Annotated in this window: 21 protein-coding genes; 6 read left to right on the top strand and 15 right to left on the bottom strand. The window is 71.6% G+C overall.

Annotated features, from left to right (window positions below):
* Positions 1–45 precede the first annotated feature (45 nt).
* From OOJ98_RS00215 to OOJ98_RS00190, 6 genes are all read right to left on the bottom strand, one after another.
* The gene (locus OOJ98_RS00215; protein WP_267052560.1) at positions 46–1,047 is read right to left on the bottom strand and encodes a helix-turn-helix transcriptional regulator; all 1,002 of its coding nucleotides are present in this window, start codon (positions 1,045–1,047) and stop codon (positions 46–48) included.
* A gap of 99 nt (positions 1,048–1,146) precedes the next feature.
* Positions 1,147–2,646, bottom strand: a complete 1,500-nt coding sequence (locus OOJ98_RS00210; protein ID WP_267052559.1) for a methyltransferase — start codon at positions 2,644–2,646, stop codon at positions 1,147–1,149.
* Between the two features lie 96 nt (positions 2,647–2,742).
* The gene (locus OOJ98_RS00205) at positions 2,743–3,435 is read right to left on the bottom strand and encodes a small secreted protein (RefSeq protein WP_267052558.1); all 693 of its coding nucleotides are present in this window, start codon (positions 3,433–3,435) and stop codon (positions 2,743–2,745) included.
* Positions 3,436–3,613: 178 nt separating this feature from the next.
* Positions 3,614–6,007, bottom strand: a complete 2,394-nt coding sequence (locus tag OOJ98_RS00200; RefSeq protein ID WP_267052557.1) for a sodium-translocating pyrophosphatase — start codon at positions 6,005–6,007, stop codon at positions 3,614–3,616.
* Positions 6,008–6,279: 272 nt separating this feature from the next.
* Positions 6,280–6,726 (bottom strand): ATP-binding protein, encoded by a 447-nt coding sequence (locus OOJ98_RS00195; RefSeq protein WP_267052556.1) that lies wholly within the window; start codon positions 6,724–6,726, stop codon positions 6,280–6,282.
* Between the two features lie 104 nt (positions 6,727–6,830).
* Positions 6,831–7,184, bottom strand: a complete 354-nt coding sequence (locus OOJ98_RS00190) for an STAS domain-containing protein (protein WP_053728100.1) — start codon at positions 7,182–7,184, stop codon at positions 6,831–6,833.
* A gap of 79 nt (positions 7,185–7,263) precedes the next feature.
* Between OOJ98_RS00190 and OOJ98_RS00185 the strand changes: the two genes are divergently transcribed.
* The gene (locus OOJ98_RS00185) at positions 7,264–9,741 is read left to right on the top strand and encodes a DEAD/DEAH box helicase (RefSeq protein WP_267052555.1); all 2,478 of its coding nucleotides are present in this window, start codon (positions 7,264–7,266) and stop codon (positions 9,739–9,741) included.
* Here the strand turns inward: OOJ98_RS00185 and OOJ98_RS00180 are convergent.
* The 7 genes from OOJ98_RS00180 to ssd all read right to left on the bottom strand — a co-directional run bounded on the left by OOJ98_RS00180 (position 9,683) and on the right by ssd (position 14,972).
* Positions 9,683–10,111, bottom strand: coding sequence for an Rv3654c family TadE-like protein (locus OOJ98_RS00180; RefSeq protein ID WP_323177870.1), 429 nt, complete (start codon positions 10,109–10,111; stop codon positions 9,683–9,685). The two genes, OOJ98_RS00185 and OOJ98_RS00180, sit on opposite strands and share 59 nt — an antisense overlap.
* Positions 10,108–10,485, bottom strand: coding sequence for a TadE family type IV pilus minor pilin (locus OOJ98_RS00175; RefSeq protein WP_267052554.1), 378 nt, complete (start codon positions 10,483–10,485; stop codon positions 10,108–10,110). Before OOJ98_RS00175 ends, OOJ98_RS00180 begins: the two co-directional genes overlap by 4 nt.
* The gene (locus OOJ98_RS00170; RefSeq protein WP_267052553.1) at positions 10,472–10,729 is read right to left on the bottom strand and encodes a DUF4244 domain-containing protein; all 258 of its coding nucleotides are present in this window, start codon (positions 10,727–10,729) and stop codon (positions 10,472–10,474) included. The genes OOJ98_RS00175 and OOJ98_RS00170 overlap by 14 nt, the downstream gene beginning before the upstream one ends.
* A 166-nt stretch (positions 10,730–10,895) precedes the next feature.
* On the bottom strand, positions 10,896–11,645 hold the full coding sequence (locus OOJ98_RS00165) for a type II secretion system F family protein (protein ID WP_323177869.1): 750 nt from the start codon (positions 11,643–11,645) through the stop codon (positions 10,896–10,898).
* A 41-nt stretch (positions 11,646–11,686) separates the two neighbouring features.
* A complete protein-coding gene (locus OOJ98_RS00160) occupies positions 11,687–12,583 on the bottom strand; it encodes a type II secretion system F family protein (protein WP_267055442.1) in 897 nt (298 codons plus the stop codon).
* A 35-nt stretch (positions 12,584–12,618) separates the two neighbouring features.
* Complete coding sequence (locus tag OOJ98_RS00155) at positions 12,619–13,860, bottom strand: TadA family conjugal transfer-associated ATPase (protein ID WP_267052551.1); 1,242 nt, start codon at positions 13,858–13,860, stop codon at positions 12,619–12,621.
* On the bottom strand, positions 13,857–14,972 hold the full coding sequence (gene ssd, locus OOJ98_RS00150) for a septum site-determining protein Ssd (protein ID WP_267052550.1): 1,116 nt from the start codon (positions 14,970–14,972) through the stop codon (positions 13,857–13,859). Before ssd ends, OOJ98_RS00155 begins: the two co-directional genes overlap by 4 nt.
* A 444-nt stretch (positions 14,973–15,416) precedes the next feature.
* On the opposite strand from ssd, the gene OOJ98_RS00145 reads away from it, so the two are divergent.
* Positions 15,417–16,253: an HAD family phosphatase gene (locus OOJ98_RS00145; RefSeq protein ID WP_267052549.1), complete on the top strand. Its 837-nt coding sequence runs from the start codon at positions 15,417–15,419 to the stop codon at positions 16,251–16,253.
* Between the two features lie 457 nt (positions 16,254–16,710).
* On the opposite strand, the gene OOJ98_RS00140 is transcribed toward OOJ98_RS00145, so the two are convergent.
* The gene (locus OOJ98_RS00140) at positions 16,711–17,529 is read right to left on the bottom strand and encodes a Fic family protein (protein WP_267052548.1); all 819 of its coding nucleotides are present in this window, start codon (positions 17,527–17,529) and stop codon (positions 16,711–16,713) included.
* 102 nt (positions 17,530–17,631) lie between these two features.
* Between OOJ98_RS00140 and OOJ98_RS00135 the strand changes: the two genes are divergently transcribed.
* Positions 17,632–18,630, top strand: coding sequence for an ATP-binding protein (locus tag OOJ98_RS00135; protein ID WP_267052547.1), 999 nt, complete (start codon positions 17,632–17,634; stop codon positions 18,628–18,630).
* Here the strand turns inward: OOJ98_RS00135 and OOJ98_RS00130 are convergent.
* On the bottom strand, positions 18,608–19,903 hold the full coding sequence (locus tag OOJ98_RS00130; protein ID WP_267052546.1) for a hypothetical protein: 1,296 nt from the start codon (positions 19,901–19,903) through the stop codon (positions 18,608–18,610). The genes OOJ98_RS00135 and OOJ98_RS00130 overlap by 23 nt on opposite strands.
* A 282-nt stretch (positions 19,904–20,185) precedes the next feature.
* Between OOJ98_RS00130 and OOJ98_RS00125 the strand changes: the two genes are divergently transcribed.
* The 3 genes from OOJ98_RS00125 (at position 20,186) to nhaA (ending at position 26,368) form a co-directional block, all read left to right on the top strand.
* Complete coding sequence (locus tag OOJ98_RS00125) at positions 20,186–22,504, top strand: bifunctional SulP family inorganic anion transporter/carbonic anhydrase (RefSeq protein WP_267052545.1); 2,319 nt, start codon at positions 20,186–20,188, stop codon at positions 22,502–22,504.
* Positions 22,505–22,642: 138 nt separating this feature from the next.
* Positions 22,643–24,655, top strand: coding sequence for an acetate--CoA ligase (acs, locus tag OOJ98_RS00120; protein ID WP_267052544.1), 2,013 nt, complete (start codon positions 22,643–22,645; stop codon positions 24,653–24,655).
* 318 nt (positions 24,656–24,973) lie between these two features.
* The gene (gene nhaA / locus OOJ98_RS00115; RefSeq protein ID WP_267052543.1) at positions 24,974–26,368 is read left to right on the top strand and encodes a Na+/H+ antiporter NhaA; all 1,395 of its coding nucleotides are present in this window, start codon (positions 24,974–24,976) and stop codon (positions 26,366–26,368) included.
* Positions 26,369–26,413 lie beyond the last annotated feature (45 nt).

Here is a 26,413-nt window from a genome sequence, read left to right as displayed (position 1 = left end):
CGCGCTCGGGGCGCCTGGACATTCCTCGGGTGCCGCGTCGTCCGCTCAGCCCACCGCCCGGAGCACGTTCTGCCCCGACAGCAGTGCGAGGAGGGAGCGGCCGGTGTCGGTGAGCTGGTAGTAGACGCTGCGGCCCACCCGGTGCCGGGTGACGACTCCGGCCTGCGCGAGCGCCGAGAGGTGTTCCGAGACGGTGCTGGGGGCCAGCGAGAGCCGGTCGGCGAGACCGGCCGTGGTGAGCGGGCCGCCCAACTGCCGCAGCACGGCGGCGCGTCCACGCCCCAGGAGCAGGCCGAGCCGGTCGTCGTCCGGCAGGCCGGGCCGTTCGCGCAGCGCGCCCGCGCCCCTCGCCTGGAAGGAGACGGCCAGCACCTCGGGGTCGTCCGTCGAGTACAGCCGGCAGCCTTCGGCGAAGACCAGCGGGATCAGCAGCAGCCGGCGCTCGCCCGCCGCGTACTCGGCGTCGATGTGCTTGGTCAGTTCCAGGACCGGCGGGGTCCACCGGGCGCGTGATTCGAGCCCGGCGAACAGCGCGTCGATGCCCTCGGTCGCGAACGTCCGCGCCCGGACCAGGACTTCGTCCTCGACGAGCCGTCGCATGGTGGGCCACAGCTCGGCCAACGCGCCGTCCCAGTACGCCTGGTAGGCGTCCGCGAGGGCAGCGCAGGCGGCCTCCGGATCCTGGCGGTAGGGCCGGACCAGGGGGTCGTCCTCCCTGCCGGGATAGTGCTCGGCGAGCTGCCGGCGCACGACCTCGGGCGGGGTCGCGCGCAGAGCGGCCAGCTCCTCCTCCACCGAGGTCGTCCCGATGGGGCGCGGAAGGACGAAGTCCGGGAAGTGCAGGGGGCCGTGGAGGAGGCGGCGCAGCGGCTCGACCCGCTCGTCCCCGGTCAGGACCTGCCGGGCCCGCGCCGCCCACTCCTGGTAGGGCCAGGACGGCCGCCGGTGCTCGGCGAGCAGGTGCAGGCTGCAGAAGGCGTCCCAGAGCGGGCTGACGGCTATGCGGGTCGACCCCAGTGCCGCCTCGTCCAGCTCGATCCGGATCACAGCTCCCCCTCCCTCAGGCTCTTCGCCAGGCTCTTCGCCGTCCGCAACGGCCTTCCCTCTCCCGGCCGGGCGCCGCCCGGCCGGTCCCCCCGGTCCGGTTCACTCCGCCACCGGCTCCAGGAAGCCCTGCTCCACCAGGAGCCGGATGGACTCCGGGGTGCGGTCGCGCAGCAGCACCGGGTCCTCCTCGATCAGCTGGGCGATCGCGTCCAGGATCCGGCCGGCGGGCAGCTGACCGTCGCAGACGCCCGCGAAGCCGGCGCCCACCGTGTCGACCTTGGTGGCCCGGCGCATGCCGCGGTTCTGCCGCAGCACCACGTGCTCCGGGTCCTCGGCGCCCGGGGGACCCACCTGCTCCTGCACCACCTCGTCGGCGAGGCGGAACCGGTCGGCGAGCAGCGCCGCGTCGTCCTGCCGGCGCAGGTAGTCGTGGCGCTCGAAGTGGGCCCGCACGGTGTCGCCGAGGGGCTGCTCGACGGGGTGGGGCCATTCCTCGGTCACGATGGACGGCCGGTCGCTGTCGGTGCGGCGCAGGGTGATCCAGCCGAAGCCGACGGCCTTGGTCTTGCGCGCCTCGAACTCGTCGAGCCACGCCCCGTAGCGCTCCGCGTAGCGCGCGGGGTCGCTGTGGTGGTCCCCGGCGTCGCGCAGCCACAGCTCGGCGTACTGGGTGATGTCCTGGACCTCGCGCTGCACGATCCAGGCGTCGCAGCCGCGCGGGACCCAGGAGCGCAGCCGGTCCTGCCACTCCTCGCCCTCGACGTGCTGCCAGTTGGCCAGGAACTGGGCGTAGCCGCCGGGGTTGAGGCGCTCCCCCGCCTGCTGAACGAGCGTGCGGCACAGATCGTCCCCGCCCATGCCGCCGTCCCGGTAGGTCAGCCGGGCGCCGGGCGAGATCACGAACGGCGGGTTGGAGACGATCAGGTCGTACGTCTCCTCGCCCGCCGGTTCGTACAGCGACCCCGTCCGCAACTCGGCCTCGGCGGCGCCCGACAGAGCCAGCGTCAGACGGGTGAAGCCGAGGGCGCGGGGGTTGAGGTCGGTGGCGGTGACGCGGGTGGCGTGCTGTGCGGCGTGCAGCGCCTGGATGCCGGAGCCGGTGCCGAGGTCGAGGGCGGAGCCCACGGGCATCCGCACGGTGATGCCGGCCAGTGTCGTGGAGGCGCCGCCGACGCCGAGCACCATGGCCTCGTCGCGCCCGCTCGCACCGCCCGCGCCGCCGACCGCGCAGCCGAGGTCGGAGACGATGAACCAGTCCTGCTCCTCGGGGCCGCCGTAGGGCCGCACGTCGACCGTGGCGCGCACCTCTTCGCCCTCGCGGACCACCCAGCCGTCGGCGAGCGCCTCGTCGAGCGGCAGGGCCGCGCGGGCGCTCGCGTGGGGAACGGGCTGCTGGAGCAGGAAGAGCCGCACCAGGGTGTCGAGCGGCGCCTGCCCCCGGGTGGCGCGCAGGGCGGGGACGGTCTCGCTGCGGGCCAGCGCGGCATACGCGGGGGCACCGAGCAGGTCGAGCAGGCCGTCGGCGGTGAACGCGGCGGCGAGCAGGGCGTCGCGCAGGCGGGCTGCGTGACCGGGCGCGGGAAGGCTGGTCGTACTCACCCGGCCATTGTCGCCGCTGCCTCTGACAATCACCGCCTCACGGCCGTGGCCCGGCCCCCGCGAAGGGGCCGGGCCACGGTCAGGGGCGCGTACGGGCTACGACTTGGCGCTCTGCGACGGAGCGGCGGAGCCGGACGGAGACGCCGAGCCCGACGGCGACGCGGAGCCCGACGGCGAGGCCGACTGGGACGGGGCGGCCGCCTTGTCGGCCGGTGCGCCCGAGCCCGCGGGCGCCGGGGAGGACGGCGTCTGCTTCTGGCAGCCGGGCTGCTTCTGCATCGCCTTGCCGACGTCGCCGGACTCCAGGTTCTTCAGGGAGGCGTCGCCCGTCGAGCTGGTCTTGCCCAGCTCGGTGGCGATGTCTTCAAGTCCCTTGGCGAACGCGGCCTGGTCGCCGGCGTCGAGCGCGTCGACCTTCTTCTTCAGGTTCGCGTACGCCACGGACGAGGCGTTCAGGCCCTTGACGGCTTCCTGCTGCGTGGTGGCGCCGTCCTTGACCGGCGGAGCGCCGGCCTTGTCGACGGCTCCGGCAAGCGCCTTGTAGGCGTCCGAAATCTGCTGGAAGGCGTTGGAGTCCGTCTTCTGCACATCGGCGGGCTTGCTGTCGTCACGCGTCTGCGCCTGGATGGCGGCGTTGGCGTCAGTGATCTTCTTGAACTGGGGCTGGGCCGTGTTGCAGAAGGTCTTCGCCCAGTCGTCGACCTTCTTGCTGGAGTCGTCGCTGCAGCCCGACAGCGCCAGCATCAGTACCGCACCGCCGGACAGTGCGGCCGCAAGCTTCTTGTTCACCGGTTTGGTCCCTTCCAAGGCTCTCGGCCCCGGAACATACACGCCAAGTGGGCGACAATCGCTTGCCGTCCGTGTGATGTGTCCCCTATTTCAGCTATTTGAAGCCATTTGCACCAAGCAGAACGGGCGGACGGTGTGTCAAACCCCACCGTCCGCCCGCCCTTTGCCGCACCTGTGGTTACGAAACCACCGCCGGGTCCGCCGACTTAGCGACCCGCTCGTTGGTGCCGTCGTCACCCACGGCCACGCTGCGCCGCTTCGACACGTACACCGCGCCGATGATGACGAGGATGGCGAGCGCCGCCACGATCCCCCGCACCAGCGGGTTCGCGTCGTCGCCGTAGCTGAACTTGACGATGGCCGGCGCGATCAGGAGCGCCACCAGGTTCATCACCTTCAGCAGCGGGTTGATCGCGGGGCCCGCGGTGTCCTTGAAGGGGTCGCCGACGGTGTCGCCGATGACGGTCGCGGCGTGGGCATCGCTGCCCTTGCCGCCGAAGTGGCCGTCCTCGACCAGCTTCTTGGCGTTGTCCCAGGCGCCGCCCGAGTTGGCGAGGAAGACCGCCATCAGGGTGCCGGTGCCGATCGCTCCCGCCAGGTACGAGCCGAGCGCGCCGACGCCGAGGGTGAAGCCGACCGCGATCGGGGCGAGCACCGCGAGCAGGCCGGGGGTGGCCAGCTCGCGCAGCGCGTCCTTCGTGCAGATGTCGACGACGCGCCCGTACTCCGGCTGCTCGGTGTAGTCCATGATCCCGGGGTGCTCGCGGAACTGCCGCCGCACCTCGAAGACCACGGCTCCGGCCGACCGGGACACGGCGTTGATCGCGAGCCCCGAGAAGAGGAAGACGACCGCCGCGCCCAGCATCAGCCCGACGAGGTTGTTGGGCTGTGAGATGTCCATGCTCAAGGTCAGTTCGTTCGCCTTGGCGTGGACGTCGCCCACGGCCGTGGCGATGGCGTCCTTGAACGAGCCGTAGAGCGCCGCCGCGGCCAGGACGGCCGTGGCGATGGCGATGCCCTTGGTGATGGCCTTGGTGGTGTTGCCCACGGCGTCCAGGTCGGTGAGCACCTGGGCGCCCGCGCCCTGGACGTCGCCGGACATCTCCGCGATGCCCTGGGCGTTGTCGGAGACCGGGCCGAAGGTGTCCATGGCGACGATGACGCCGACCGTGGTGAGCAGGCCGGTGCCGGCCAGCGCCACGGCGAACAGCGCGAGCATGACCGAGGTGCCGCCGAGCAGGAAGGCCCCGTACACGCCGAGGCCGATCAACAGGGCGGTGTAGACGGCCGATTCGAGGCCGATGGAGATGCCGGCCAGGACGACGGTGGCGGGGCCGGTGAGCGAGGACTTGCCGATGTCCTTGACGGGACGCCGGGTGGTCTCGGTGAAGTACCCCGTCAGCTGCTGGATCAGCGCCGCCAGGACGATGCCGATGGCGACCGCGACGAGCGCGAGGATCCGCGGGTCACCGTCATGGCCCTTGATCACCTGGTCCGTGACGCCGCTCAACTTGGCGTACGAGGACGGCAGGTAGGCGAAGACCGCGACGGCCACCAGGGCGAGCGAGATCACCGCCGAGATGAAGAAGCCGCGGTTGATGGCCGACATTCCGCTGCGGTCGGCGCGCCGCGGGGCGACCGCGAAGATGCCGATCATCGCGGTGACCACGCCGATCGCCGGGACGATCAGCGGGAAGGCGAGACCCGAGTCGCCGAACGCCGCCTTGCCGAGGATCAGCGCCGCGACCAGGGTCACGGCGTACGACTCGAACAGGTCGGCGGCCATGCCGGCGCAGTCGCCGACGTTGTCGCCCACGTTGTCCGCGATGGTGGCGGCGTTGCGCGGGTCGTCCTCGGGGATGCCCTGCTCGACCTTGCCGACCAGGTCGGCGCCGACGTCGGCGGCCTTGGTGAAGATGCCGCCGCCGACACGCATGAACATCGCGATCAGCGCGGCGCCGAGCCCGAAGCCCTCCAGGACCTTGGGCGCGTCGGCCGCGTACACGAGCACGACGACGGAGGCACCGAGCAGGCCGAGGCCCACCGTGAACATGCCGACGACGCCGCCCGTACGGAAAGCGATCTTCATGGCCTTGTGGGAAACCGAGGTGAGATCCCTTTCGGGTTCGCCTTCGGCGGGGGTCGCCTCTCGGGCGGCCGCCGCGACGCGCACATTGGCGCGTACGGCGAGACGCATCCCGATGTATCCCGTCGTCGCCGAGAAGACGGCGCCGATCAGGAAGAACACGGAACGGCCTACGCGCTGCGACCAGTTGTCGGACGGCAGCAGGAACAGCAGGAAGAACACCACGACGGCGAAGACGCCGAGGGTGCGCAACTGCCGGGTCAGATAGGCATTCGCGCCTTCCTGTACGGCCGCCGCGATCTTCTTCATCGATTCGGTGCCCTCGCCTGCCGCGAGGACCTGGCGCACCAGCAATTGGGCGACGATCAGGGCCGCCAGCGCGACAGCCGCGATGACGATCACGATCGTCCGGTTGCCGTCGGTCAGTACCGCGGCGGCCAGAGATGTGGGGTGGTCGAGTTCCGTTGGGTTGAAGAGCCCCGCCATTCGTCCTCCTTGACGCTCAGAGCTCAAGATGTGGACGGATTGTAGGTAGCGGAACACGATCAAAACAGGGCGCCGCAAATGGAATTGACCTTCATCGGCTCATCAGAGAGAGATCCGGTCACGAAACTGCCCCCGAAAGCGGTAATGGGGCAAAAGCATTGACGCTTGATCGTCGATCTAGGAAACACCCGGGAACTGGGCCGAATGGTGGATCAAGAAATGAAAAAAGGCCCTGCTCAGCAGGGCCAGTCTTCATATCCAACAAATGTGGATCAGGGGAGCACCTCGGACGGCGTGGTGGGCCAGCTCATCCGGATGACGCCCCCGGAATCGCCGGACGTGACCTCCACGTCGTCCACAAGACCGCTGATGACGGCGAGGCCCATTTCGTCCTCCGCGCCGTCGTCCAGGTCGTCCGCGGGCGCCGAGCCGCGCACGCCCGGCACCGCCGCCGCACCGCCGCCCGACCCCGGCACTCCGTCACCGACCTCGATGGAGAACAGCTTCTCCTCCTCGGTCAGGACGACGTGGACGGGGGACTCGATGCCATGCGCACGGTGCAGCCCGACGGCACGGCTGCACGCCTCGCCGACGGCGAGTCTGACCTCGTCGAGCACTGCCTCGTCGACCCCGGCCCGGCGCGCCACGGCGGCCGCCACCAGACGGGCCGTCCTGACGTGTTCGGGCTGGGCACTGAAACGGAGTTCAACGGTGGCCATGGTGATCCCCCTCGAACGTACGGGCGTACATCTCAGAGGCCCCGGGCCACTGTGCCGCCCGGCGCCCCTGTCCTTCCTCCGGAGCCGTCCGAGGACGGCCGCCGTCAGTCGGTCGCGTTGACGGCCTCGTCGACCGAGCCGTGGATCGGGAACACCTTGGTGAGCCCCGTGATCCGGAAGATCTTCAAAATGCGCTCCTGGTTGCAGACCAGGCGCAGCGAGCCCTCGTGCGCGCGCACGCGCTTGAGCCCACCCACCAGGACACCCAGGCCCGTGGAGTCGAGGAAGTCCACGCCCTCCATGTCGACAACCAGGTGGTAGCTGCCGTCGTTCACCAACTCGACCAACTGCTCGCGCAGCTTGGGCGCGGTATACACATCAATCTCGCCACCGACCTCGACGACCGTACGGTCGCCACCAGGGCCGGACACATTGCGAGTCGACAGGGACAGGTCCACGGATCCTCCAGCACCTTGCTATCGAGCGGCCGCCCCCTGAGTCTCCCCGGCGGAGCCAGAGAACGGATCGCCAGCCGCGATGGCATTCAATCACTTACCAGCAGCCATGCACGACGCCTTGGGACCATTGTCCGCTACGCCAGTGACACACTCGGTGCCGATGGCCAGGAATCACCGACCCAGAACACCCGCCGACAGCACGGGTGAACGACCCGACCCCGGCACGGTCCTCGACCGGCTCAGCACCGGGGCAGGCCGGGCTGCGCGCATCACTCATACGGAGCACTTGCCCCCGCGAGGGGGACGTCATGCAGTATGGCCGCACCTGATCCGCCCGGAAGTGATCAACGCCATCCAGGCCGCCGGCATCGAGCACCCCTGGGCCCACCAGGCAGCCGCCGCCGGGCACGCCCTCGACGGCGAGTCGGTGGTGATCGCCACCGGCACCGCGTCCGGCAAGTCGCTGGCCTACCTCGCGCCCGTCCTCAGCGCCCTCCTGGACGGCTCGGAGGCCCCGAACGGGCGGGGTGCGACCACCCTCTACCTCGCCCCCACCAAGGCCCTGGCGGCCGATCAGCGCCGCTCGGTGAAGGCCCTGGCAGCGCCTCTGGGCAACGCGATCCGGCCCGCCGTGTACGACGGCGACACCCCGGTCGAGGAACGCGAATGGGTGCGCCAGTACGCGAACTACGTCCTCACCAATCCGGACATGCTGCACCTGGGCATCCTGCCCTCCCACCCCCGATGGGCCTCCTTCCTGCGCGCCCTGCGCTATGTCGTCATCGACGAGTGCCACACCTACCGCGGTGTCTTCGGCTCGCACGTCGCCCAGGTCGTGCGCCGTCTGCGCCGCCTGTGTGCCCGCTACGGCTCCGACCCGGTCTTCCTGCTCGCATCGGCCACCGCCGCCGACCCCGCCGTCGCAGCGGGCCGCCTGACCGGTCTGCCCGTCGTCGAGGTCGCCGACGACGCCTCCCCGCGCGGCGAGCTGGTCTTCGCCCTGTGGGAGCCGCCGCTCACCGAGCTGCCCGGCGAGAAGGGCGCCCCGGTGCGCCGCACCGCCATCGCCGAGACCGCCGACCTCCTCACCGACCTCGCCGTGCAGGGCGTCCGCACGGTCGCCTTCGTCCGCTCCCGGCGCGGCGCCGAACTCATCTCGGTGATCGCCCAGGAACGCCTGTACGAGGTCGACCGCACCCTCGCCCGGCGCGTCGCCGCCTACCGGGGCGGCTACCTGCCCGAGGAACGCCGCGCCCTGGAGCAGGCCCTGCACTCCGGCGAACTGCTCGGCCTGGCCGCCACCACCGCCCTGGAACTCGGCATCGACGTCTCGGGCCTCGACGCCGTCCTGATCGCCGGCTACCCGGGCACCCGGGCCTCCCTGTGGCAGCAGGCCGGCCGGGCCGGACGCTCGGGCCAGGGCGCCCTGGCCGTCCTGATCGCCCGCGACGACCCGCTGGACACCTACCTCGTCCACCACCCCGAGGCGCTGTTCCAGCAGCCCGTCGAGTCCACCGTGCTCGACCCGGACAACCCGTACGTGCTGGCCCCGCACCTGTGCGCGGCAGCCGCCGAGATGCCGCTCACCGAGAGCGACCTGAAGCTCTTCGGACCGGCGAGCCCGGAGCTCATGCCGCAGCTCGAGCAGGCGGGGCTGCTGCGGCGCCGCAGCAACGGCTGGTTCTGGACCCGTCGCGAACGGGCCGCCGACCTCACCGACATCCGCGGCGGGGGCGGCCGCCCGGTCCAGATCGTCGAGGCCTCGACGGGACGGCTGCTCGGCACGGTCGACGCGGCCGCCGCCCACACCGCCGTCCACGACGGCGCCGTCCACCTCCACCAGGGCCGTACGTACCTGGTGAAGCATCTGGACCTGGAGGACTCCGCCGCCCTCGTCGAGGAGGCAAGTCCGCCCTATTCGACCGTCGCCAGGGACACCACCTCCATCTCCGTCCTCACCACCGACACCGAGATCCCCTGGGGGTCCGGCCGCCTCTGCTACGGCTCCGTCGAGGTCACCAACCAGGTCGTCTCCTTTCTGCGCCGCAGACTCATCACCGGCGAGGTGCTCGGCGAGACCAAGCTCGACCTGCCACCGCGCACCCTGCGCACCCGGGCCGTGTGGTGGACCGTCACCGAGGACCAGCTCGATGCCGCCCGGATCAACCCGGAGATCCTCGGCGGCGCCCTGCACGCCGCCGAACACGCCTCCATCGGCATGCTGCCGCTCTTCGCCACCTGCGACCGCTGGGACATCGGCGGCGTCTCCATCCCGCTGCACCCGGACACCCTGCTGCCGACGGTCTTCGTGTACGACGGCAACCCGGGCGGAGCCGGATTCGCCGAACGGGCCTTCCACACGGCCGCACGCTGGCTGACCGCGACCCGCGAGGCAATCGCGTCCTGCGAGTGCGAGGCCGGCTGCCCGTCCTGCATCCAGTCCCCCAAGTGCGGCAACGGCAACGACCCGCTGCACAAGCGCGGCGCGGTCCGCCTCCTCACGGAGCTGCTGCGGGGGGCTCCGCAGGAGCCGGAGCCGGCCCCGCCCGCGCCCTGACGCTGGGTGCGTACGGTCCGAACCCCGCCCTCACCCGTACGTCGGCGATCTCGCCCACGACCGTGCAGCGCACCATCTCGGCGCCCTGGGCCCGAGCCACCTCGACCGCCTTGGCGCAGGCGTCCGGCGAGCCCCACAGGGCCCGGTCGGCCGCCGCGAGGGCCGCCAGATCCGCGGCGCCGGCCGCCCGGTGCCGCGCGGCCACCACCTGGCCGAGACAGAGCACGGCCGCGAACACCGAGCACATCGTGGCGGCCGTCAGCGCCACCCATACGGTGGCGGAGCCCCGGTCGCCTCGCTCGCGAAACCGCCTCGCGGCCCACCGCGCCCACCGCGCCCACCGCGCGGACCGTCGCCCCCATCCGCTCACGACCCCTCCCCCGCCGTGTCCTCGGCCAGGGCCGCCGCCTCCGCGTGGAGCGTCAGGGCCAGATGGGTGGGGCCCGGCGTGGCGGCCTCCACCCGGACCCGCCACAGCTCCCCGCTGCGCCGCACCGTGACCGTGGCGCCCTCCGGCGCGGCCGACCGCGCCGCCGCCACCGCGACGGCCTCCGGCTCGGACCGGGCCGCCGCGCGAGCCCCCGCCCTGGCCGCGTCCACACATCTGATCTCGGCCGAGGCCGCCATCAGGGCCCACAGCAGGGCCAGCGCGAACCCGACGAGGGCCGGGATCGCGACGGCCGTCTCGGCCGTCACGAACCCCCGGTCGCCCCGCAGGCGCCGGCCGTGCTCAGACCTGGACATCGAGCGCCTTGGTGATCAGCTGGTTCAGCGCCGACACCACGCCCTCGCTGGTGACGACCTTGTACAGGATCGCCGCGAAGGCGCAGGCCGCGAGCGTGCCCACGGCGTACTCGGAGGTAGACATCCCGTCGTCGCGCCGCGCCCGGCGCCGCAGCGCCGAACCCCAGTGCCGCAGCCGGCTCCTCGCGCGGCCGCTCGCTCGGCTCTCCGTGGAATGCGTCTGCCCGTCGGTGATCGCGTTCATGGTTCCAACTCCCTTGTCCGACATTCGTGTTCATTGACTTGTTCACCAGGTCCTTGTGCCTGGTCGCAGATGTGGATGGCCGGAGACGCACCTGCGGCGCGAGTGACGGCGGCGCCCCGCACCACCTGGGCAGCCCCTCGCCGGGCCGAGCACCGGGCGGGTCCCGTCACCGCTTGAGCAGTCCTCCCGCCAGACCGATCACGACCGGCGCGACGCCCGCCGCGAGGAACGCCGGCAGGAAGCAGAGGCCCAGCGGCCCGGTGATCAGGACGCCCGCGCGTCTGGCCCGCGCCGAGGCGTCCCGGCTCCGCTCGGCCCTGCATCGCGCGGCGACCCGGGCGACGGCGCCGGCCGCGGGCGCTCCCGAGGAAGCCGCCCGCTCCAGGCAGCGGGCCAGTTCGGCCGCGCCCGGTATCGCACCCAACCTCCCCCACGCGTCGCCTGGTTCGCAGCCCATCCGCAGCTCGGCTGCGACCTGGCCCAGGCGGGCCCCGACCGGCCCCTCCAGACAGGCTCCGACCGCCCCCGCCGCCTCGCGCGGCCCGGCTCCGGCGGCCAGGCACGCGGCCAGCAGGTCGGCGGCGAGCGGCAGTTCGCGCCCCACCTCCCGTACGTCGGCGCCCGTCCCCCGCGCCCGTCGCCTGCGCGTCCACACCCGGGCTCCGTACGCCGCCGCCAGGCCGCCCAGGGCCCCCGCGGCCCCGCCGAGCAGTACGTAGCAGGCCGCCCACGCCGCCAGTGGCGCTCCCCACTGTTTCGCCCGCTCCGTCCAGGCCGGGTTCCAGAGCCTCGGTCCGGTCGGTGTCAACGTCGCCTCCAGGGCCAGCAGCGCGGCCATCCGGCGGCGGATCCGGCGCTCCTCCCGGCGCCGGGCCACCGCCGCCACCGTCCACAGGGCGAGGGTGGCAGCCCCCACCACTGCCCCCAGCCTGTGGACAACCTCCGGCCCCGGCGGGCTCATCGGCCCTCCCCCGCCCGTACGATCCGGGCCGCCCACACCACGCCGGCCGTCTCCAGGACCGCGGCCACCAGCAGGCATCCGAACCCCGCCGGGCTGTGCAGCAGCACCCGCAGCGGGCTCGCGCCCATCGCGGTGCCGAGCACCAGGCCGAGCGCCGGCAGCAGCGCGAGGAGCAGCACCGTGGTGCGGGGCCCCGCCAACTCGGAGCGCAACGCGTCCTGTTGTTCCCGCTCCGCCCGCAGCGCGTTCTCCAGCCTCTCCAGGCCGGAGGCGAGCCCTGCCCCGCCGTCCACCGCGACCTGCCAGCAGGCGGCGATCCCGGCGAGCCCTTCGGCGCCCGGCTCGCTGGCCGCCGACCGCAGCGCGGCCGGCACATCGCCGCCGAACGTGGCCGCCGCCACCACCGGGGCCGCCCCGGCGCCGAGGGCGCCCGTCTCCCGCGCGGCCGTCACGAGCGCCGGTCCGGGCTGGCGGCCCGCCCGGAGCTCACCGGCCACCGCGGCACACCAGGCGATCACCTGGTCGGCCCGCCGGGCCCTGGCCCGCTCGCGTTGCTCGAGCCGCAGCCGCCTCCCCAGCAACGGCACCGCCAGCGCCCCTGCGACCAGCGGCAGCACCGAGCCACCCAGGACGGCGAGGGCGAGCCCCAGCGGCAGACACAGCCACTCCGCCCGCCACCGCTCCCGGTGCCGCACCGCGGCGAGCCAACGCCCCAGCGGGGACGCCCTGAACCCGCCGCCGGCAACGGCCGCCTGGAATCCGCCGAGCCCGGCGCCGGCTCCCGTGCCGCTCCCCGTTTCCGCTCCCGTCCCGGCCCCCGCGAACATCAGCCGGGCCCGCCGCATCCCCTGGTCCTGACCGGCCCACAGCCACACGGCAAGGCCCGCGCACATCGCCGCCCACGCGGGCAGCCCCGTCCGAGGATCGGTCACAGCGCACCCCCGATCAGCGCCCGGAGCCGCTCCCAGCCCGCGTCGCGCAGGAACCCCTGAGCGCCCCACCGCAGTGCGGGCACCGTCCTGACCAGGCCGGCCGGGTCCCGTTCGAGGACACGCACCTCGGCGATCCGGCGTCGGCCCTCCCGGTCGCGGGCGAGATGGAGCACCACCGACAGCGCGGCCGCCACCTGGCTGTGCAGCGCGGCCCGGTCGAGCCCGGCGGCGGTGCCGAGTGCCTCCAGGCGGGCCGGCACATCCGAGGCCGAGTTGGCGTGGACCGTCCCGCAGCCTCCTTCGTGCCCGGTGTTCAAGGCGCCGAGCAGGTCGGTCACTTCGGCTCCGCGCACCTCGCCCACGACCAGCCGGTCGGGGCGCATCCGCAGGGCCTGGCGCACCAGGTCCCGCAGGGTCACGAGGCCCGCGCCCTCCTGGTTGGCGGGCCGCGATTCGAGGCGTACGACATGGGGGTGGTCGGGCCTCAACTCGGCGGAGTCCTCGGCGAGGACGATGCGCTCGCCCGCGCCGACCAGGCCGAGCAGGGTCGACAGGAGCGTGGTCTTGCCGGTGCCGGTGCCGCCGCTCACCAGGAACGACACCCGGGCCCGGATCAGCGCGCGCAGCAGCTTCTCGCCCCCGGGCGGGACCGTGCCCGCCGCCGTCAGTTCGGCCAGCGAGAACGCCCTGGGGCGGACCACCCGCAGGGACAGGCAGGTCGAGCCGACGGCGATGGGTTCCAGGACGGCGTGCATCCGGGTTCCGTCGGGCAGTCGGGCGTCCACCCAGGGCCTCGCGTCGTCGAGCCGGCGGCCCGCCACCGCGGCGAGGCGCTGCGCCAGCCTGCGTACGGCCGCCGCGTCGGCGAAGCGGATGCCGGTCGGTTCAAGCCCGCCGCCCCGGTCCACCCACACCCGGTCGGGTGCCGAGACCAGGACGTCCGTCACATCGGGGTCGGCGAGCAGCGGCTCCAGGGGGCCGGTGCCCACCAGCTCGGACCGCAACTCCTCGGCTCCGCCCAGCACTTCCGCGTCGCCGAGCAGCCGGCCCTGGGCGCGCAGCGCCGCCGCGACCCTGGCCGGGGTGGGTTCGGCCCCGCTCTGCGCCAGCCGCTGCCGCACCGCGTCGAGCAGCGGCGGTCCCGCGCTCCACGACGGCGCGCCCCGGGACCACGCCCCGCCGTCGGCAGGGCCGGGCGCGCCGGCGGAGGGGATGCCTTCATCGCGCCGGTCGTTCATGAGAGCGCCCCTCCGGTGAGGCCGCCGGTCAGAGTCTGGTCCCAGAAGGCGGCGCAGAATCTGGCCAGCGGGCCGCGGGCCGCACTCCCCGGTGGCGCCCCGCCCTCCTGGGCTTCCAACAGGCCTGCTTCGACCGGGAGTTCACCGGCGAGCGGCAGCCCCAGCGCACCCGCCACCCACTGCTCGTCGAGCCCCGGCGCATAGGGGCCGCGCACCACCGCGCGCAGATCGCGCAGCACCATGCCGACCGATGAGGCGACCCGGTTGGCCGCGGCGACGGCGCGCAGTTCGGCGGGGACCACCAGCAGCCCGAGGTCCAGTTGCGCGAGCGCCTCGACCACCGCGTCGTCGATCCGGCGCGGCAGGTCGACGACGACCACGCCACCGCGTCGGCGGGCCGCCGCGAGGACCGCGCGCATCGCCTCCGCCGGGATGACCACCAAGTCCCCCCGGTCCCAGCTGAGCACCCTCAACCGGTGCAGACGGGGCAGCGATTCCTCCAGGGCTCCGCTGGCCACGCGCCCTCGCGAAGCGGCGAAATCCGGCCACCGCCGGCCGTCGGTCTGCTCGCCTCCGAGCAGCACATCGAGGCCGCCGCCGAGCGGATCGGCGTCGATCAGCATGGTCCGTTTCCCGGTGCGGGCTGCGGTGACCGCGAGGGCACACGCCAGTGTCGACGCGCCCGCGCCGCCGCGCCCGCCGATCACCCCGACGGTCAGGGCGGGGCGCCCCACGCCTTCCACCGCATCCGCGATCCGGTCGACGAGCCAGGGCTCGGCGTCGGGCAGCCGCAGCACATGGTCCGCGCCGAGCTCGACCGCCGTCTGCCAGACACCCGGGTCGTCCTGGTCCCGGCCCACCAGGAGCACTCCGCGCCTGCGGGCCGCCCCGCGCAGCCGGGGCGCGGCGTCGTCGCCCACCAGGACCAGCGGTGCGCTCTCCCATCCGCCCCTGCGGTCGGGCACCCCGTGACACACCTCGGGCTCGGTGCCGGCCGCGGCGCACAGCCTCAGCAGATCGTCGAGCAGATCCTCGTCCTCGGTCACGATCAGCGGTCCGCCGCGGCGGCCCTCCACGCCCTGCGGCCGATCGGAAGCCATGGCTCCGTCCATGATTTCCGCCCCCTCTCCCTGCGATTCCTGCGTCCGCGCACTTCGCGAACTGGAATCACGGTGGAGGGAGACCCGAAATAATGTGGATCTTGGTCGAAATCTGTGGACAACTATGCGCGTTGTGAATATCCCGTTCACCTATACCGGTGACTTTCCGGAGTGCAGCGCAACCACTACGCACAGTCACGATTAGTGATCATGAAGCACTCGCGCGAAGAAGGAGCGGAGATGCGGTGCGGTGACGACCCAGGCTCGAAAAAGCATCTGGACATGCGACGACCCCCGCCGGGGGGGAGAGCGGGGGTCGTCCCCACGGTCGACTCGGGGGGGGAGGAGTCGGACCGGGTTAGCACGGTCGCGAACGATCCGTGACTTCCATGGTGTACCCGAGAGCCTTCTCAGGCAAACCCACGCGCCCCAGCTTACGCCGAATGGTGGGCGCCTATGCTCGGACTCGTGGAAAACCACTCGCTGCCGCGCACCGCCGCCTTCTTCGACTTGGACAAGACAGTCATTGCCAAGTCGTCGACGCTGACCTTCAGCAAGTCCTTCTATCAAGGAGGACTGATCAACCGTCGCGCCGTACTGCGCACTGCGTACGCGCAGTTCGTATTCCTCGCCGGTGGCGCCGACCACGATCAGATGGAGGGGATGCGTGAGTATCTGTCCGCCCTCTGCAAGGGCTGGAACGTCCAGCAGGTCAAGGAGATCGTCGCCGAGACCCTGCACGACCTGATCGACCCGATCATCTACGACGAGGCCGCCTCCCTCATCGAGGAGCACCACGCGGCCGGCCGCGACGTGGTCATCGTGTCGACCTCGGGGGCCGAGGTCGTCGAGCCGATCGGCGAACTGCTCGGCGCGGACCGGGTGGTGGCCACCCGCATGGTGGTCGGCGACGACGGCTGCTTCACGGGCGACGTCGAGTACTACGCCTATGGGCCGACGAAGGCCGAGGCCGTCAAGGACCTGGCCGCGTCCGAGGGGTACGACCTGGCGCGCTGCTATGCCTACAGCGACTCCGCGACCGATGTCCCGATGCTGGAGTCGGTCGGCCACCCCTATGCCGTCAACCCCGACCGAGCCCTGCGCCGTGAAGCCACTGCCAGGGAATGGCCGATTCTCGTCTTCAACCGGCCGGTCAGCCTCAAGCAACGGCTGCCCGCCCTTTCCATGCCGCCACGGTCCGCTCTCCTCGCCGCCGCGGCGGTCGGCGCGGCCGCGGCCACCGCGGGCATCGTCTGGTACGCCGCCCGCAGGCGCGGATCCGTCCCGGCCTGAGCGACGGCCTTCGCCGCGGAGAGACAGAGACGATCCGGCGAAGCCCGAACAGCGCGTCTATGGACGCCTTCTGAAAACAACCGTCCGATTTACCCCTGTTTGAACATAAAAGTAAAGAACTGGGGTGAGGGGTTTCGCTTCTCGTCGTACGGGAGTAGAAAGGACTCAACGGCCCGCGAGACCTGGGACATCCGAGAGGATCACCTTCTACGCATCACGGCCCCACGGACCGCGCATGGACATCGAGCACCCACGCGACGTCGACCCGTCGATTACGGGCCAGCCGCACCAGGTGAACGGGCAGAGAATCCCGGCCTGATGGGCAATTTTCGAGGACGCTTGGTAACACGGTGAACATGCCAGCGGCGGTATCGGTCTCCGATACCGCCGCAACCCTTTTCCCGCCGGCGCACCGGCGCCCGAACGCCGTACGGCGTTCCGCGGCGCCCGCTCGCGCCTACGCCGCGCCGCGCTGAAGCGCCTCGCACACGGCCGTCGACTCGCGCACGCCCAGCTCGACCGCCTTGCCGCAGTGGGCGATCCACGCCGCCATCCCCTGCGGGGTGCCGGACACATAGCCGTCGAGCGCCGCCGCGTACGCCGCGCGCCCCAGCTCCGCGTGGCCGACCTCGGCCGGGCAGATCGCCTTCGGGTCGAGGCCGCTGCCGATCAGCACGATCCGCTCGGCGGTACGCGCGACAAGGCCGTTGCAGGAGGCGAAGGGCCGCAGCGCGAGCAGTTCGCCGTGCACGATCGCGGCGGTCACCAGGGCGGGCGCGGAGCCGCCCGCGATGATCAGCCGGGAGAGCCCTTCGAGGCGGCCGGCGACCTCCTCGGCGTCCGGCAGCGGAAGTTCGATCAGCGGCTCGTCGACGCTCTCGCCGCCCTGCCGCGGCCGGCCCACCGCGTCGCCCGCGTCCGCGGCCGCCACCAGGTGCAGCCGGGCGAGCACCCGCAGGGGCGACTGCCGCCAGATGGACAGGAGTTGGCCCGCCTCCGCGGTCAGTCGCAGCGCGGCCCCGACGGTACGGGCCTCGGACTCGGAGCCGAAGTCCGTGCGGCGCCGCACCTCCTCCAGCGCCCAGTCCGCACCGGACAGGGCCGCGCTGCCGCGAGCCCCGCGCAGCGCCGCCTCCGAGGTGATCTCGTTGCTGCGGCGCCGCATCACACGGTGCCCGTACACCCGGTCCACGGCCTTGCGCACACGGTCCACGGCGTCCGGGACGCCCGGCAGTCCACCGAGGGCGACAAGGGGGTCAGCGGCGTTCGTACTCATAGGTAAGGAGGCTACGCGTTGGCAAGCCGCACCCCACCTTCGAGTGGTCTTCTTCACTCGGCTCGCATACTTCGCGTCACTAAGCGATTACCTTTGGTGAACATGAAGATCGCTTTCGTGGGGAAGGGCGGCAGCGGCAAGACCACGCTGTCCTCGCTCTTCATCCGCCACCTCACCGCCAACGAGGCCGCCGTCGTCGCGGTCGACGCCGACATCAACCAGCATCTCGGGGCCGCGCTCGGGCTCGACGACGAGGAGGCCGCCGCGCTGCCCGCGATGGGTGCCCACCTCCCCCTCATCAAGGAGTACCTGCGGGGCACCAACCCGCGGATCGCCTCCACCGAGACCATGATCAAGACGACCCCGCCCGGTCACGGCTCCCGGCTGCTGCGCGTGCGCGAGGCGAACCCGGTGTACGAGGCGTGCGCGCGCCGGGTGGGGCTCGACGACGGGGACATCCGTCTGATGGCGACGGGCCCGTTCACCGAGTCCGACCTCGGGGTGGCCTGCTACCACTCGAAGGTCGGCGCGGTCGAGCTGTGCCTGAACCACTTGGTGGACGGCGTGGACGAGTACGTCGTCGTCGACATGACGGCCGGCTCCGACTCGTTCGCCTCCGGCATGTTCACGCGCTTCGACATGACGTTCCTGGTGGCCGAGCCGACCCGCAAGGGCGTCTCCGTCTACCGCCAGTACAAGGAGTACGCCCGGGACTACGGGGTCGCGCTCAAGGTGGTCGGCAACAAGGTGCAGAGCCAGGACGACGTGGACTTCCTGCGCGCCGAGGTCGGCGACGACCTCCTGGTCACGGTGGGGCACTCCGACTGGGTGCGCGCCATGGAGAAGGGCCGCCCGGCGCGATTCGAGCTCCTGGAGGCCGACAACCGGGTCGCTCTGCAGACGCTGCAGGACGCGGCGGACGACTCGTACGGAAACCGGGACTGGGAGCGCTACACGCAGCAGATGGTGCACTTCCATCTGAAGAACGCGGAGAGCTGGGGCAACGCGAAGACCGGGGCCGACCTGGCAGCGCAGGTGGACCCCGGTTTCGTGTTGAGCGAGCGGCTGATCGCCGAGGTCAGCGAGCCGCAGCCTGCTTGACGGCGGGCTGGGGCGCGGCGGGCCGCAGCGGGGCGACGGGCTTCGCCGGGGCCGCGGGCTGGGTGGCCTCGAGCGCCGCCCAGCCGCCCTTCGGGGCCTCGCCCACCTTCAGCGAGTGGAACTTGGCGAGTACGGCCGGGTCCTGGGCGTCCAGCCAGTCGGCGAGCTGACGGAACGAGACGCAGTGGACGTCGCGCTTGACGCACTCCGTCCTGACCGTCTCCTCGACGGCCTTCATGTAGGCGCCGCCGTTCCACGACTCGAAGTGGTTGCCGATGATCAGCGGGGCGCGGTTGCCTTCGTAGGAGCGGTCGAAGGCCTGGAAGAGTCCGTCGCGCATCTGGTTGCCCCAGTACTCGTGCTGATCGGCGTCGCCGGTCATCGCGTTGGACTGGTTCATGTAGAAGTTGTAGTCCATGGACAGGGTCTGGAACTCCCGGCCCGGGACCGGCACCAGCTGCATCGACAGGTCCCAGACGCCGTTGGGGTTCTTCTTCGGCCACACCTGGTCGTTGACGCCGCTGGTGTCGTAGCGCCAGCCCAGTTCGCCCGCGGTCTTGACGAAGTTCTTCTGGCCTTCGAGACAGGGCGTGCGTCCGCCGATGAGTTCCTTGTCGTAGTCGAACGGAAGCGGCGCCTCGGCCTTCAGGCCCGAGTTGGTCTTCCAGTTCTTCACGAAGGACTTGGCCTGGGCGATCTCGCTCTTCCACTCGGCGACCGACCAGGTGCCGACGCCGCCGTCGGGCCCGCAGTAGTGGCCGTTGAAGTGGGTGCCGATCTCGTTGCCCTCCTTCCACGCCGCGCGGACCTGGGTGACGGTGTCCTTGATTCCCTTGAGGTCGTTGAAGCCGATGTCCGAGTGGCCCGGTGAGTGCTTGGGCGCGGTGTAGAGGTTGGCCTTCGCCTCCGGCAGCATGTACACGCCGCTCAGGAAGTACGTCATGGTCGCGTTGGACTCCTTGGCGACCTCACGGAAGTGCGAGAAGAGCTTCTGGCTGTCCTCGCCCGCGCCGTCCCAGGAGAACACCACGAACTGCGGCGGCCGCTGTCCCGGCTGCAGCTTCGTGGGCTTGAGCAGGTGCGGCTGGAGCCCGGTGTACGCGGTCGAGCCGTCCCCGATGACGTGCGGGGCCATGTTGGGGGCGGCGGCGCCCTGGTGGCCGGGGGCCGGCTTGGCCGGTCCGGGGTTCGAGGAGCAGCCCGCGGCTCCGACGGCCAGCGCGGCGGCGATGACGCCGACAGCGATCCTCTTGGCGTGCGTGGCGGCGATCATCCGCCCACCTCTTCCTTGCGGTTCTGTGCGTTGAATGCCGTCACGGCGCCGCAAAAGTCGCACGCAGAGTGGGACACACCGGCACGACAAGCCGAACGAAAAGCTGCCTATTCACCCTCGCGAGTGAACCGTTGCCCTATTTGCCCTAAATGAGAAGTAAGCGGCTTTACTCTGCATTACGATTCGTTTACCGAGAGTTGAGAATCCCGCCGCTGCACTGCCGTGACCCACGGCCGCGACCCCTCGTTCCGCGACCGCGCTGCCCCGGAGGAGACGGGAACCATGCCTGCTTGCGTACCCACTCGCGCCACCACCCCAGCCCGGCCGCCCGGCGGCCGACCGCCGCACGAGCCGCCCGCCGAGGGCGGCCCCCACCGCCGCCGCTTCCGGATCCGGGGCGCCGATCTGTCGGCGTCCATCACCGTCTTCCTGCTCGCCGTCCCGATGTCGCTCGGCCTCGCCGTCGCCATCGACGCACCGCTGGAGGCCAGCCTCATCGCCGCGGGCATCGGCGGCATCGTCGCCGGACTGCTCGGCGGCTCGCCCCTGCTGGTCAGCGGCCCCTCCGCCGGACTGACCGTCGTGTCCGCCGAGTTGATCCAGACATACGGCTGGCGCACCAGCTGCGCCATCACCGTCTGCGCGGGGCTGGTCCAGATCGCCCTGGGCTCGCTGAAGACAGCGCGCTCCGCCCTCGCGGTCAGCCCCGCCATCGTGCACGGCACCCTCGCCGGCATCGGAGCGGCGATCGCGCTGGCCCAGCTCCACATCGTCCTCGGCGGCTCCCCGCAGAGCTCCGCCGTGGCCAACGCCCTCGCGCTGCCGGGGCAGTTCGCCCAGGTGGGGCCCGCCGAGCCGCTCATCGGCGCGCTGACCCTCGCCGTCCTCCTGCTGTGGCCCCGCATCCCCGGCCGCGTCGGAAAGGTCCTGCGCCGCATCCCCGCCGCACTCGTCTGCGTGGTGGTCGCCACCGGCGTCGCCGCGTTCGCCGCCCCGGGCATCGCCCGGGTCGACCTGCCTTCCTGGGACGCCCACGTGCTGCCCGAGCTGCCGCACGGCCCGCTGCTCGGGCTCATCACCGCCGTGCTGACGGTGACCCTGGTCGCGAGCCTGGAGTCGCTGCTCTCCGCGGTCGCCGTCGACCGGCTGGGGGCCGAGCGGCCCGGCAGCACCGTGCCGCGCGCCGACCTCGACCGCGAACTGCGCGGCCAGGGCATCGCCAACGCCGTCTCCGGCGTGCTGGGCGGCATGCCCATCTCGGGCGGCGCGGTGCGCGGCAGCGCCAACGTCCGTGCGGGCGCGACCGGCCGCGCGTCGACGGTGATGCACGGCGTGTGGGTGCTGCTCGCGGCCGGACTGCTCGTCTCCGTCCTGGAGTGGATCCCGCTGGCCGCGCTCGCCGCGCTGGTCATGATGGTCGGCATCCAGATGGTCAACTTCGCGCACATCCGCAACGTCCACAAACACCGCGAGTTCCTGGTTTATGTGGCGTCCGTAGGCGGAGTGCTCGTCCTGGGCGTCTTGCAAGGAGTCGTCCTGGGAATCGCCGTCGCCGTCGCGGTCGCGCTGCACCGGCTTTCGCGCACGCGCATCACGGCCCAGCAGGAAGCGGACGGCACCTACTGGGTGCGCGCCCGCGGTCAGTTGACGTTTCTCGCCGTGCCCCGGCTGACCCGGACGCTCGGCCACGTCCCCCAAGGAGCAGAGACCATCGTGGAGTTGGACGGATCGTTCATGGATCACGCGGCCTTCGAAGCACTGCACGGCTGGCAGACCGCGCACCAGGCGCGGGGCGGCGCCGTACGGATCACGACCCGGGCCGGCGGGAGGATCGCCGAGCCGGCCGGTGCGGCGCACACCTGCTGCCGCCCCTGGACCCCGTGGCGCAACCACCACTGCCACGACCAGCCGCCGCAGCGCACCCACGGGCACCAACTGGCCAGCGGGCTCAGCTCGTTCCAGCGCAACACGGCGCCCCTGGTCCGCGACGAGCTGGCCCGGCTCGCCCGCGAGGGCCAGCGTCCACAGCAGCTCTTCATCACCTGCGCCGACTCCCGCCTGGTCACCAGCATGATCACGTCGAGCGGTCCGGGTGATCTGTTCACCGTGCGCAACATCGGCAACCTGGTGCCGCCGCCGGGCGAGGAGGGCGGCGACGAGTCGGTCGCGGCGGCCATCGAGTACGCCGTCGACATCCTCCAGGTCCAGTCGATCACGGTCTGCGGTCACTCCGGCTGCGGCGCGATGACGGCGCTGCTCAACGGCAAGCCGGGCGCGCCGATGACGCCGCTGCGCCGCTGGCTGCGGCACGGCGGGCCGAGCCTGGAGCGGATGGCGAGCCGGAGCCACGCCTGGGCCCGGATCGCGGGCCGGCTGCCCGCCGACGCCGTGGAGCAGCTCTGTCTGACCAATGTGGTCCAGCAGTTGGAGCATCTGCGCCGGCACGAGTCGGTGGCGCGTGCGCTCGCCGCGGGCACGCTCGCGCTGCACGGGATGTACTTCCACGTAGGCGAGGCGCAGGCCTATCTGCTCTCCGCGAACGATCACGAGGAGGTCTTCGAGGGCGTCGGCGTCAACCTCCTGGAGGACACGCCCGCCTGAACTCCCCGCGCTCGCCCCGGCACCCGACGGCCTCCCCCACCAAGGGGGAGGCCGTTCGTACGCCACGCCGATGACCAGGAAATCTTTACAGGTCTAAACCAATTTCTTGGAGACCCTTGTGCCCCGGCGCTTGGCCTGATGAGCTATGGCCCGGGACACATACGCACTGAGGACGCCCTGGGAAAGGGAGATGTCGTGAGCAACGAAAGCCTGGCCAACCTGCTCAAGGAGGAACGGCGGTTCGCGCCGCCCTCCGAGCTGGCCGCGAACGCCAACGTGACCGCGGAGGCGTACGAGCGGGCCGAGGCGGACAGGCTGGGTTTCTGGGCCGAGCAGGCCCGGCGCCTGACCTGGGCCACCGAGCCGACCGAGACGCTTGACTGGTCGAACCCGCCCTTCGCGAAGTGGTTCGCCGACGGCCAGCTGAACGTCGCGTACAACTGCGTCGACCGCCATGTCGAGGCCGGGAACGGCGACCGGGTCGCCATCCACTTCGAGGGCGAGCCGGGCGACAGCCGCGCGATCACCTATGCCGAGCTCAAGGACGAGGTGTCAAGGGCCGCCAACGCCCTGACGGAGCTGGGTGTCCGGGCCGGCGACCGGGTCGCGGTGTATCTGCCGATGATCCCCGAGGCGGCCGTCGCGATGCTCGCCTGCGCCCGCATCGGCGCCGCGCACTCCGTGGTCTTCGGCGGCTTCTCGGCCGACGCCGTCGCCTCCCGCATCCAGGACGCCGACGCCAAGCTCGTCATCACCGCCGACGGCGGCTACCGCCGCGGCAAGCCGTCGGCCCTGAAGCCCGCCATCGACGACGCCGTCGCCCGCTGCCCGCAGGTCGAGCACGTCCTCGTGGTCCGTCGCACCGGCCAGGACACCGCCTTCACCGAGGGCCGCGATGTGTGGTGGGACGACATCGTCGCCCGCCAGTCCGTGGAGCACACGCCCACCGCGTTCGACGCCGAGCACCCGCTGTTCATCCTCTACACGTCTGGTACGACAGGGAAGCCCAAGGGCATCCTGCACACCTCCGGCGGCTACCTCACCCAGGCCGCGTACACCCACCACGCAGTATTCGACCTGAAGCCGGAGAGCGACGTCTACTGGTGCACCGCCGACATCGGCTGGGTCACCGGGCACTCGTACATCGTCTACGGACCGCTCGCCAACGGCGCGACCCAGGTCATGTACGAGGGCACCCCCGACTCCCCGCATCAGGGGCGGTTCTGGGAGATCGTGCAGAAGTACGGCGTGACCATCCTCTACACCGCGCCCACCGCGATCCGCACGTTCATGAAGTGGGGCGACGACATCCCCGCCAAGTTCGACCTGAGCAGTCTGCGGGTCCTGGGCTCGGTCGGTGAGCCGATCAACCCCGAGGCGTGGATGTGGTACCGCAAGCACATCGGCGCCGACAAGTGCCCCATCGTGGACACCTGGTGGCAGACCGAGACCGGCGCCATGATGATCTCGCCGCTGCCGGGCGTCACCGCGACCAAGCCGGGCTCGGCCCAGCGCGCACTGCCCGGCATCGCCGCGACCGTCGTCGACGACGAGGCGCACGAGGTCCCGAACGGCGGGGGCGGCTACCTCGTCCTGACCGAGCCGTGGCCCTCCATGCTGCGCACCATCTGGGGCGACGACCAGCGCTTCATCGACACCTACTGGTCCCGCTTCGAGGGCAAGTACTTCGCGGGTGACGGCGCCAAGAAGGACGACGACGGCGACATCTGGCTCCTTGGCCGCGTCGACGACGTCATGCTCGTCTCCGGGCACAACATCTCCACGACCGAGGTCGAGTCCGCCCTCGTCTCGCACCCCTCGGTCGCCGAGGCCGCCGTGGTGGGCGCGGCCGACGAGACGACCGGGCAGGCCATCGTGGCCTTCGTGATCCTGCGCGGCAGCGCGACCGAGACCGAGACCCTTGTCGAGGAGCTGCGGGCGCACGTCGGTTCGGCGCTCGGCCCGATCGCCAAGCCCAAGCGCGTCCTGCCGGTGGCGGAGCTGCCCAAGACCCGTTCGGGCAAGATCATGCGCCGCCTCCTGCGCGATGTCGCCGAAAACCGCGAGCTGGGCGATGTCACCACGCTGACCGACTCGTCGGTCATGGCGCTCATCCAGACGAAGCTGCCGAGCGCGGCGAGCGAGGACTGAGCGCGGAAGCCGCCGCGTAAGGAAAGCGGCGGCAGTCGCGTAAGAGAGGGGCCCGGTCGCACGCGCGGCCGGGCCCCTGCGCGTGACCGCGCGAGTTCCGCCGCCGGACCCGCCCGGTCGGTCCCGCTTCACGCGCCGTATGGCGACCGCGCACCTAAAGTGATGATCACCGGATCCACCCCGGCGTATGCGCCGCACCGTAAAGTTAGGTAAAGTAAGGAAAGCGTCAACGACGCGACAAGAAAGTCAGGTGCGCCGGGAAGTCTGGTCGGCAACGTGCTCAGTCATGCCCGCCGAACCCGACCGGAGGTCGCCCTCGTGGCCACGCCCACCCCCAGCAAGCAGAAGTTCCTCGGCCGGCTCTCGCTCCCCGAGCGCACCTACATCGCCGAGGCCCTGCGCGCCGAGACCGTCGGCGGAGTCCTGCTGCTCGTAGCCGCGATCGCTGCCCTGATCTGGGCGAACACCCTGGGTTCGAGCTACGAGTCGGTCCGCGGCTTCCATGTGGGCATCAGCGCCCTCGGGCTCGACCTCTCCATCCAGCACTGGGCGGCCGACGGGCTGCTGGCGATCTTCTTCTTTGTCGCCGGTATCGAACTCAAACGTGAACTCGTCGCCGGTGAGCTGCGCGACCCGAAGGCCGCCGCCCTGCCCGTGATCGCGGCCCTCTGCGGCATGGCCGTCCCCGCGCTCGTCTACGCGCTGGTGAACGTCGTCGGCAACGGCTCTCTTGACGGCTGGGCCGTACCGACCGCTACAGACATCGCGTTCGCCCTTGCCGTGCTCGCGGTCATCGGCACCTCGCTGCCCTCGGCGCTCCGCGCCTTCCTCCTGACGCTCGCCGTCGTCGACGACCTCTTCGCGATCCTTATCATCGCCGTCTTCTTCACCAGCAGCATCAACTTCGCGGCCCTCGGCGGCGCCGTGGTCGGGCTCGTCCTCTTCTGGTGGCTGCTCAGGAAGGGCGTGCGGGGCTGGTACATCTACATCCCGCTCGCGCTCGTCATCTGGGGGCTGATGTACAACAGCGGCGTCCACGCCACCATCGCCGGCGTCGCGATGGGCCTGATGCTCCGCTGCCACCGCACCGAGGGCGAGGACCACTCCCCGGGCGAGCACATCGAACACCTGGTGCGGCCGATCTCGGCCGGGCTCGCGGTGCCGCTCTTCGCGCTCTTCTCGGCCGGTGTCGTCATCAGCGGCTCCACCCTGGCCGATGTCTTCACCCGGCCCGAGACCCTCGGCGTCGTCCTCGGCCTGATCGTCGGCAAGGCGGTCGGCATCTTCGGCGGCACCTGGCTCGCCGCCCGCTTCACCAAGGCCGAACTCAACGACGACCTGGCCTGGCCCGACGTCTTCGCCGTCGCCTCGCTCGCCGGCATCGGCTTCACGGTCTCGCTGCTCATCGGCGAACTCGCCTTCGACGGCCAGGACCAGCTGACCGACGAGATCAAGGCCGCCGTCCTGGTGGGCTCGCTGACCGCCGCCGTACTCTCCTCGGTCCTGCTCAAGCTGCGGGTGCGCAAGTACAAGCAGCTCGTCGACGACGAGGAGCGCGACGACGACCAGGACGGCATCCCCGACGTGTACGAAGCGGACAAGCCGGAGTATCACCTGCGGATGGCCGCGATCTACGAGAACAAGGCGGCCGAACACCGCAGACTGGCTCAACTGGCGGGGGCGGAGCGCGATGACGCCGACCGTCCGGCATGATCTGACAACGGACCTGTTGGACCCGTTGGACCCATTGGACCCGTC

The organism is Streptomyces sp. NBC_00083, assembly GCF_026343295.1.
Lineage (GTDB): Bacteria > Actinomycetota > Actinomycetes > Streptomycetales > Streptomycetaceae > Streptomyces.
This window is presented reverse-complemented; position numbering and strand designations above follow the sequence as displayed.

Excerpts from the sequence above, each read along its gene's own strand:
- OOJ98_RS00200 (WP_267052557.1), bottom strand. The coding sequence starts at position 6,007 with ATGGCGGGGCTCTTCAACCCAACGGAACTCGACCACCCCACATCTCTG.
- OOJ98_RS00195 (WP_267052556.1), bottom strand. The coding sequence starts at position 6,726 with ATGGCCACCGTTGAACTCCGTTTCAGTGCCCAGCCCGAACACGTCAGG.
- OOJ98_RS00185 (WP_267052555.1), top strand. The coding sequence starts at position 7,264 with ATGGCATTCAATCACTTACCAGCAGCCATGCACGACGCCTTGGGACCA.
- OOJ98_RS00175 (WP_267052554.1), bottom strand. The coding sequence starts at position 10,485 with ATGTCCAGGTCTGAGCACGGCCGGCGCCTGCGGGGCGACCGGGGGTTC.
- OOJ98_RS00170 (WP_267052553.1), bottom strand. The coding sequence starts at position 10,729 with ATGAACGCGATCACCGACGGGCAGACGCATTCCACGGAGAGCCGAGCG.
- OOJ98_RS00160 (WP_267055442.1), bottom strand. The coding sequence starts at position 12,583 with ATGTGCGCGGGCCTTGCCGTGTGGCTGTGGGCCGGTCAGGACCAGGGG.
- OOJ98_RS00155 (WP_267052551.1), bottom strand. The coding sequence starts at position 13,860 with ATGAACGACCGGCGCGATGAAGGCATCCCCTCCGCCGGCGCGCCCGGC.
- ssd (WP_267052550.1), bottom strand. The coding sequence starts at position 14,972 with ATGGACGGAGCCATGGCTTCCGATCGGCCGCAGGGCGTGGAGGGCCGC.
- OOJ98_RS00145 (WP_267052549.1), top strand. The coding sequence starts at position 15,417 with ATGCTCGGACTCGTGGAAAACCACTCGCTGCCGCGCACCGCCGCCTTC.
- OOJ98_RS00140 (WP_267052548.1), bottom strand. The coding sequence starts at position 17,529 with ATGAGTACGAACGCCGCTGACCCCCTTGTCGCCCTCGGTGGACTGCCG.
- OOJ98_RS00135 (WP_267052547.1), top strand. The coding sequence starts at position 17,632 with ATGAAGATCGCTTTCGTGGGGAAGGGCGGCAGCGGCAAGACCACGCTG.
- OOJ98_RS00130 (WP_267052546.1), bottom strand. The coding sequence starts at position 19,903 with ATGATCGCCGCCACGCACGCCAAGAGGATCGCTGTCGGCGTCATCGCC.
- OOJ98_RS00125 (WP_267052545.1), top strand. The coding sequence starts at position 20,186 with ATGCCTGCTTGCGTACCCACTCGCGCCACCACCCCAGCCCGGCCGCCC.
- acs (WP_267052544.1), top strand. The coding sequence starts at position 22,643 with ATGAGCTATGGCCCGGGACACATACGCACTGAGGACGCCCTGGGAAAG.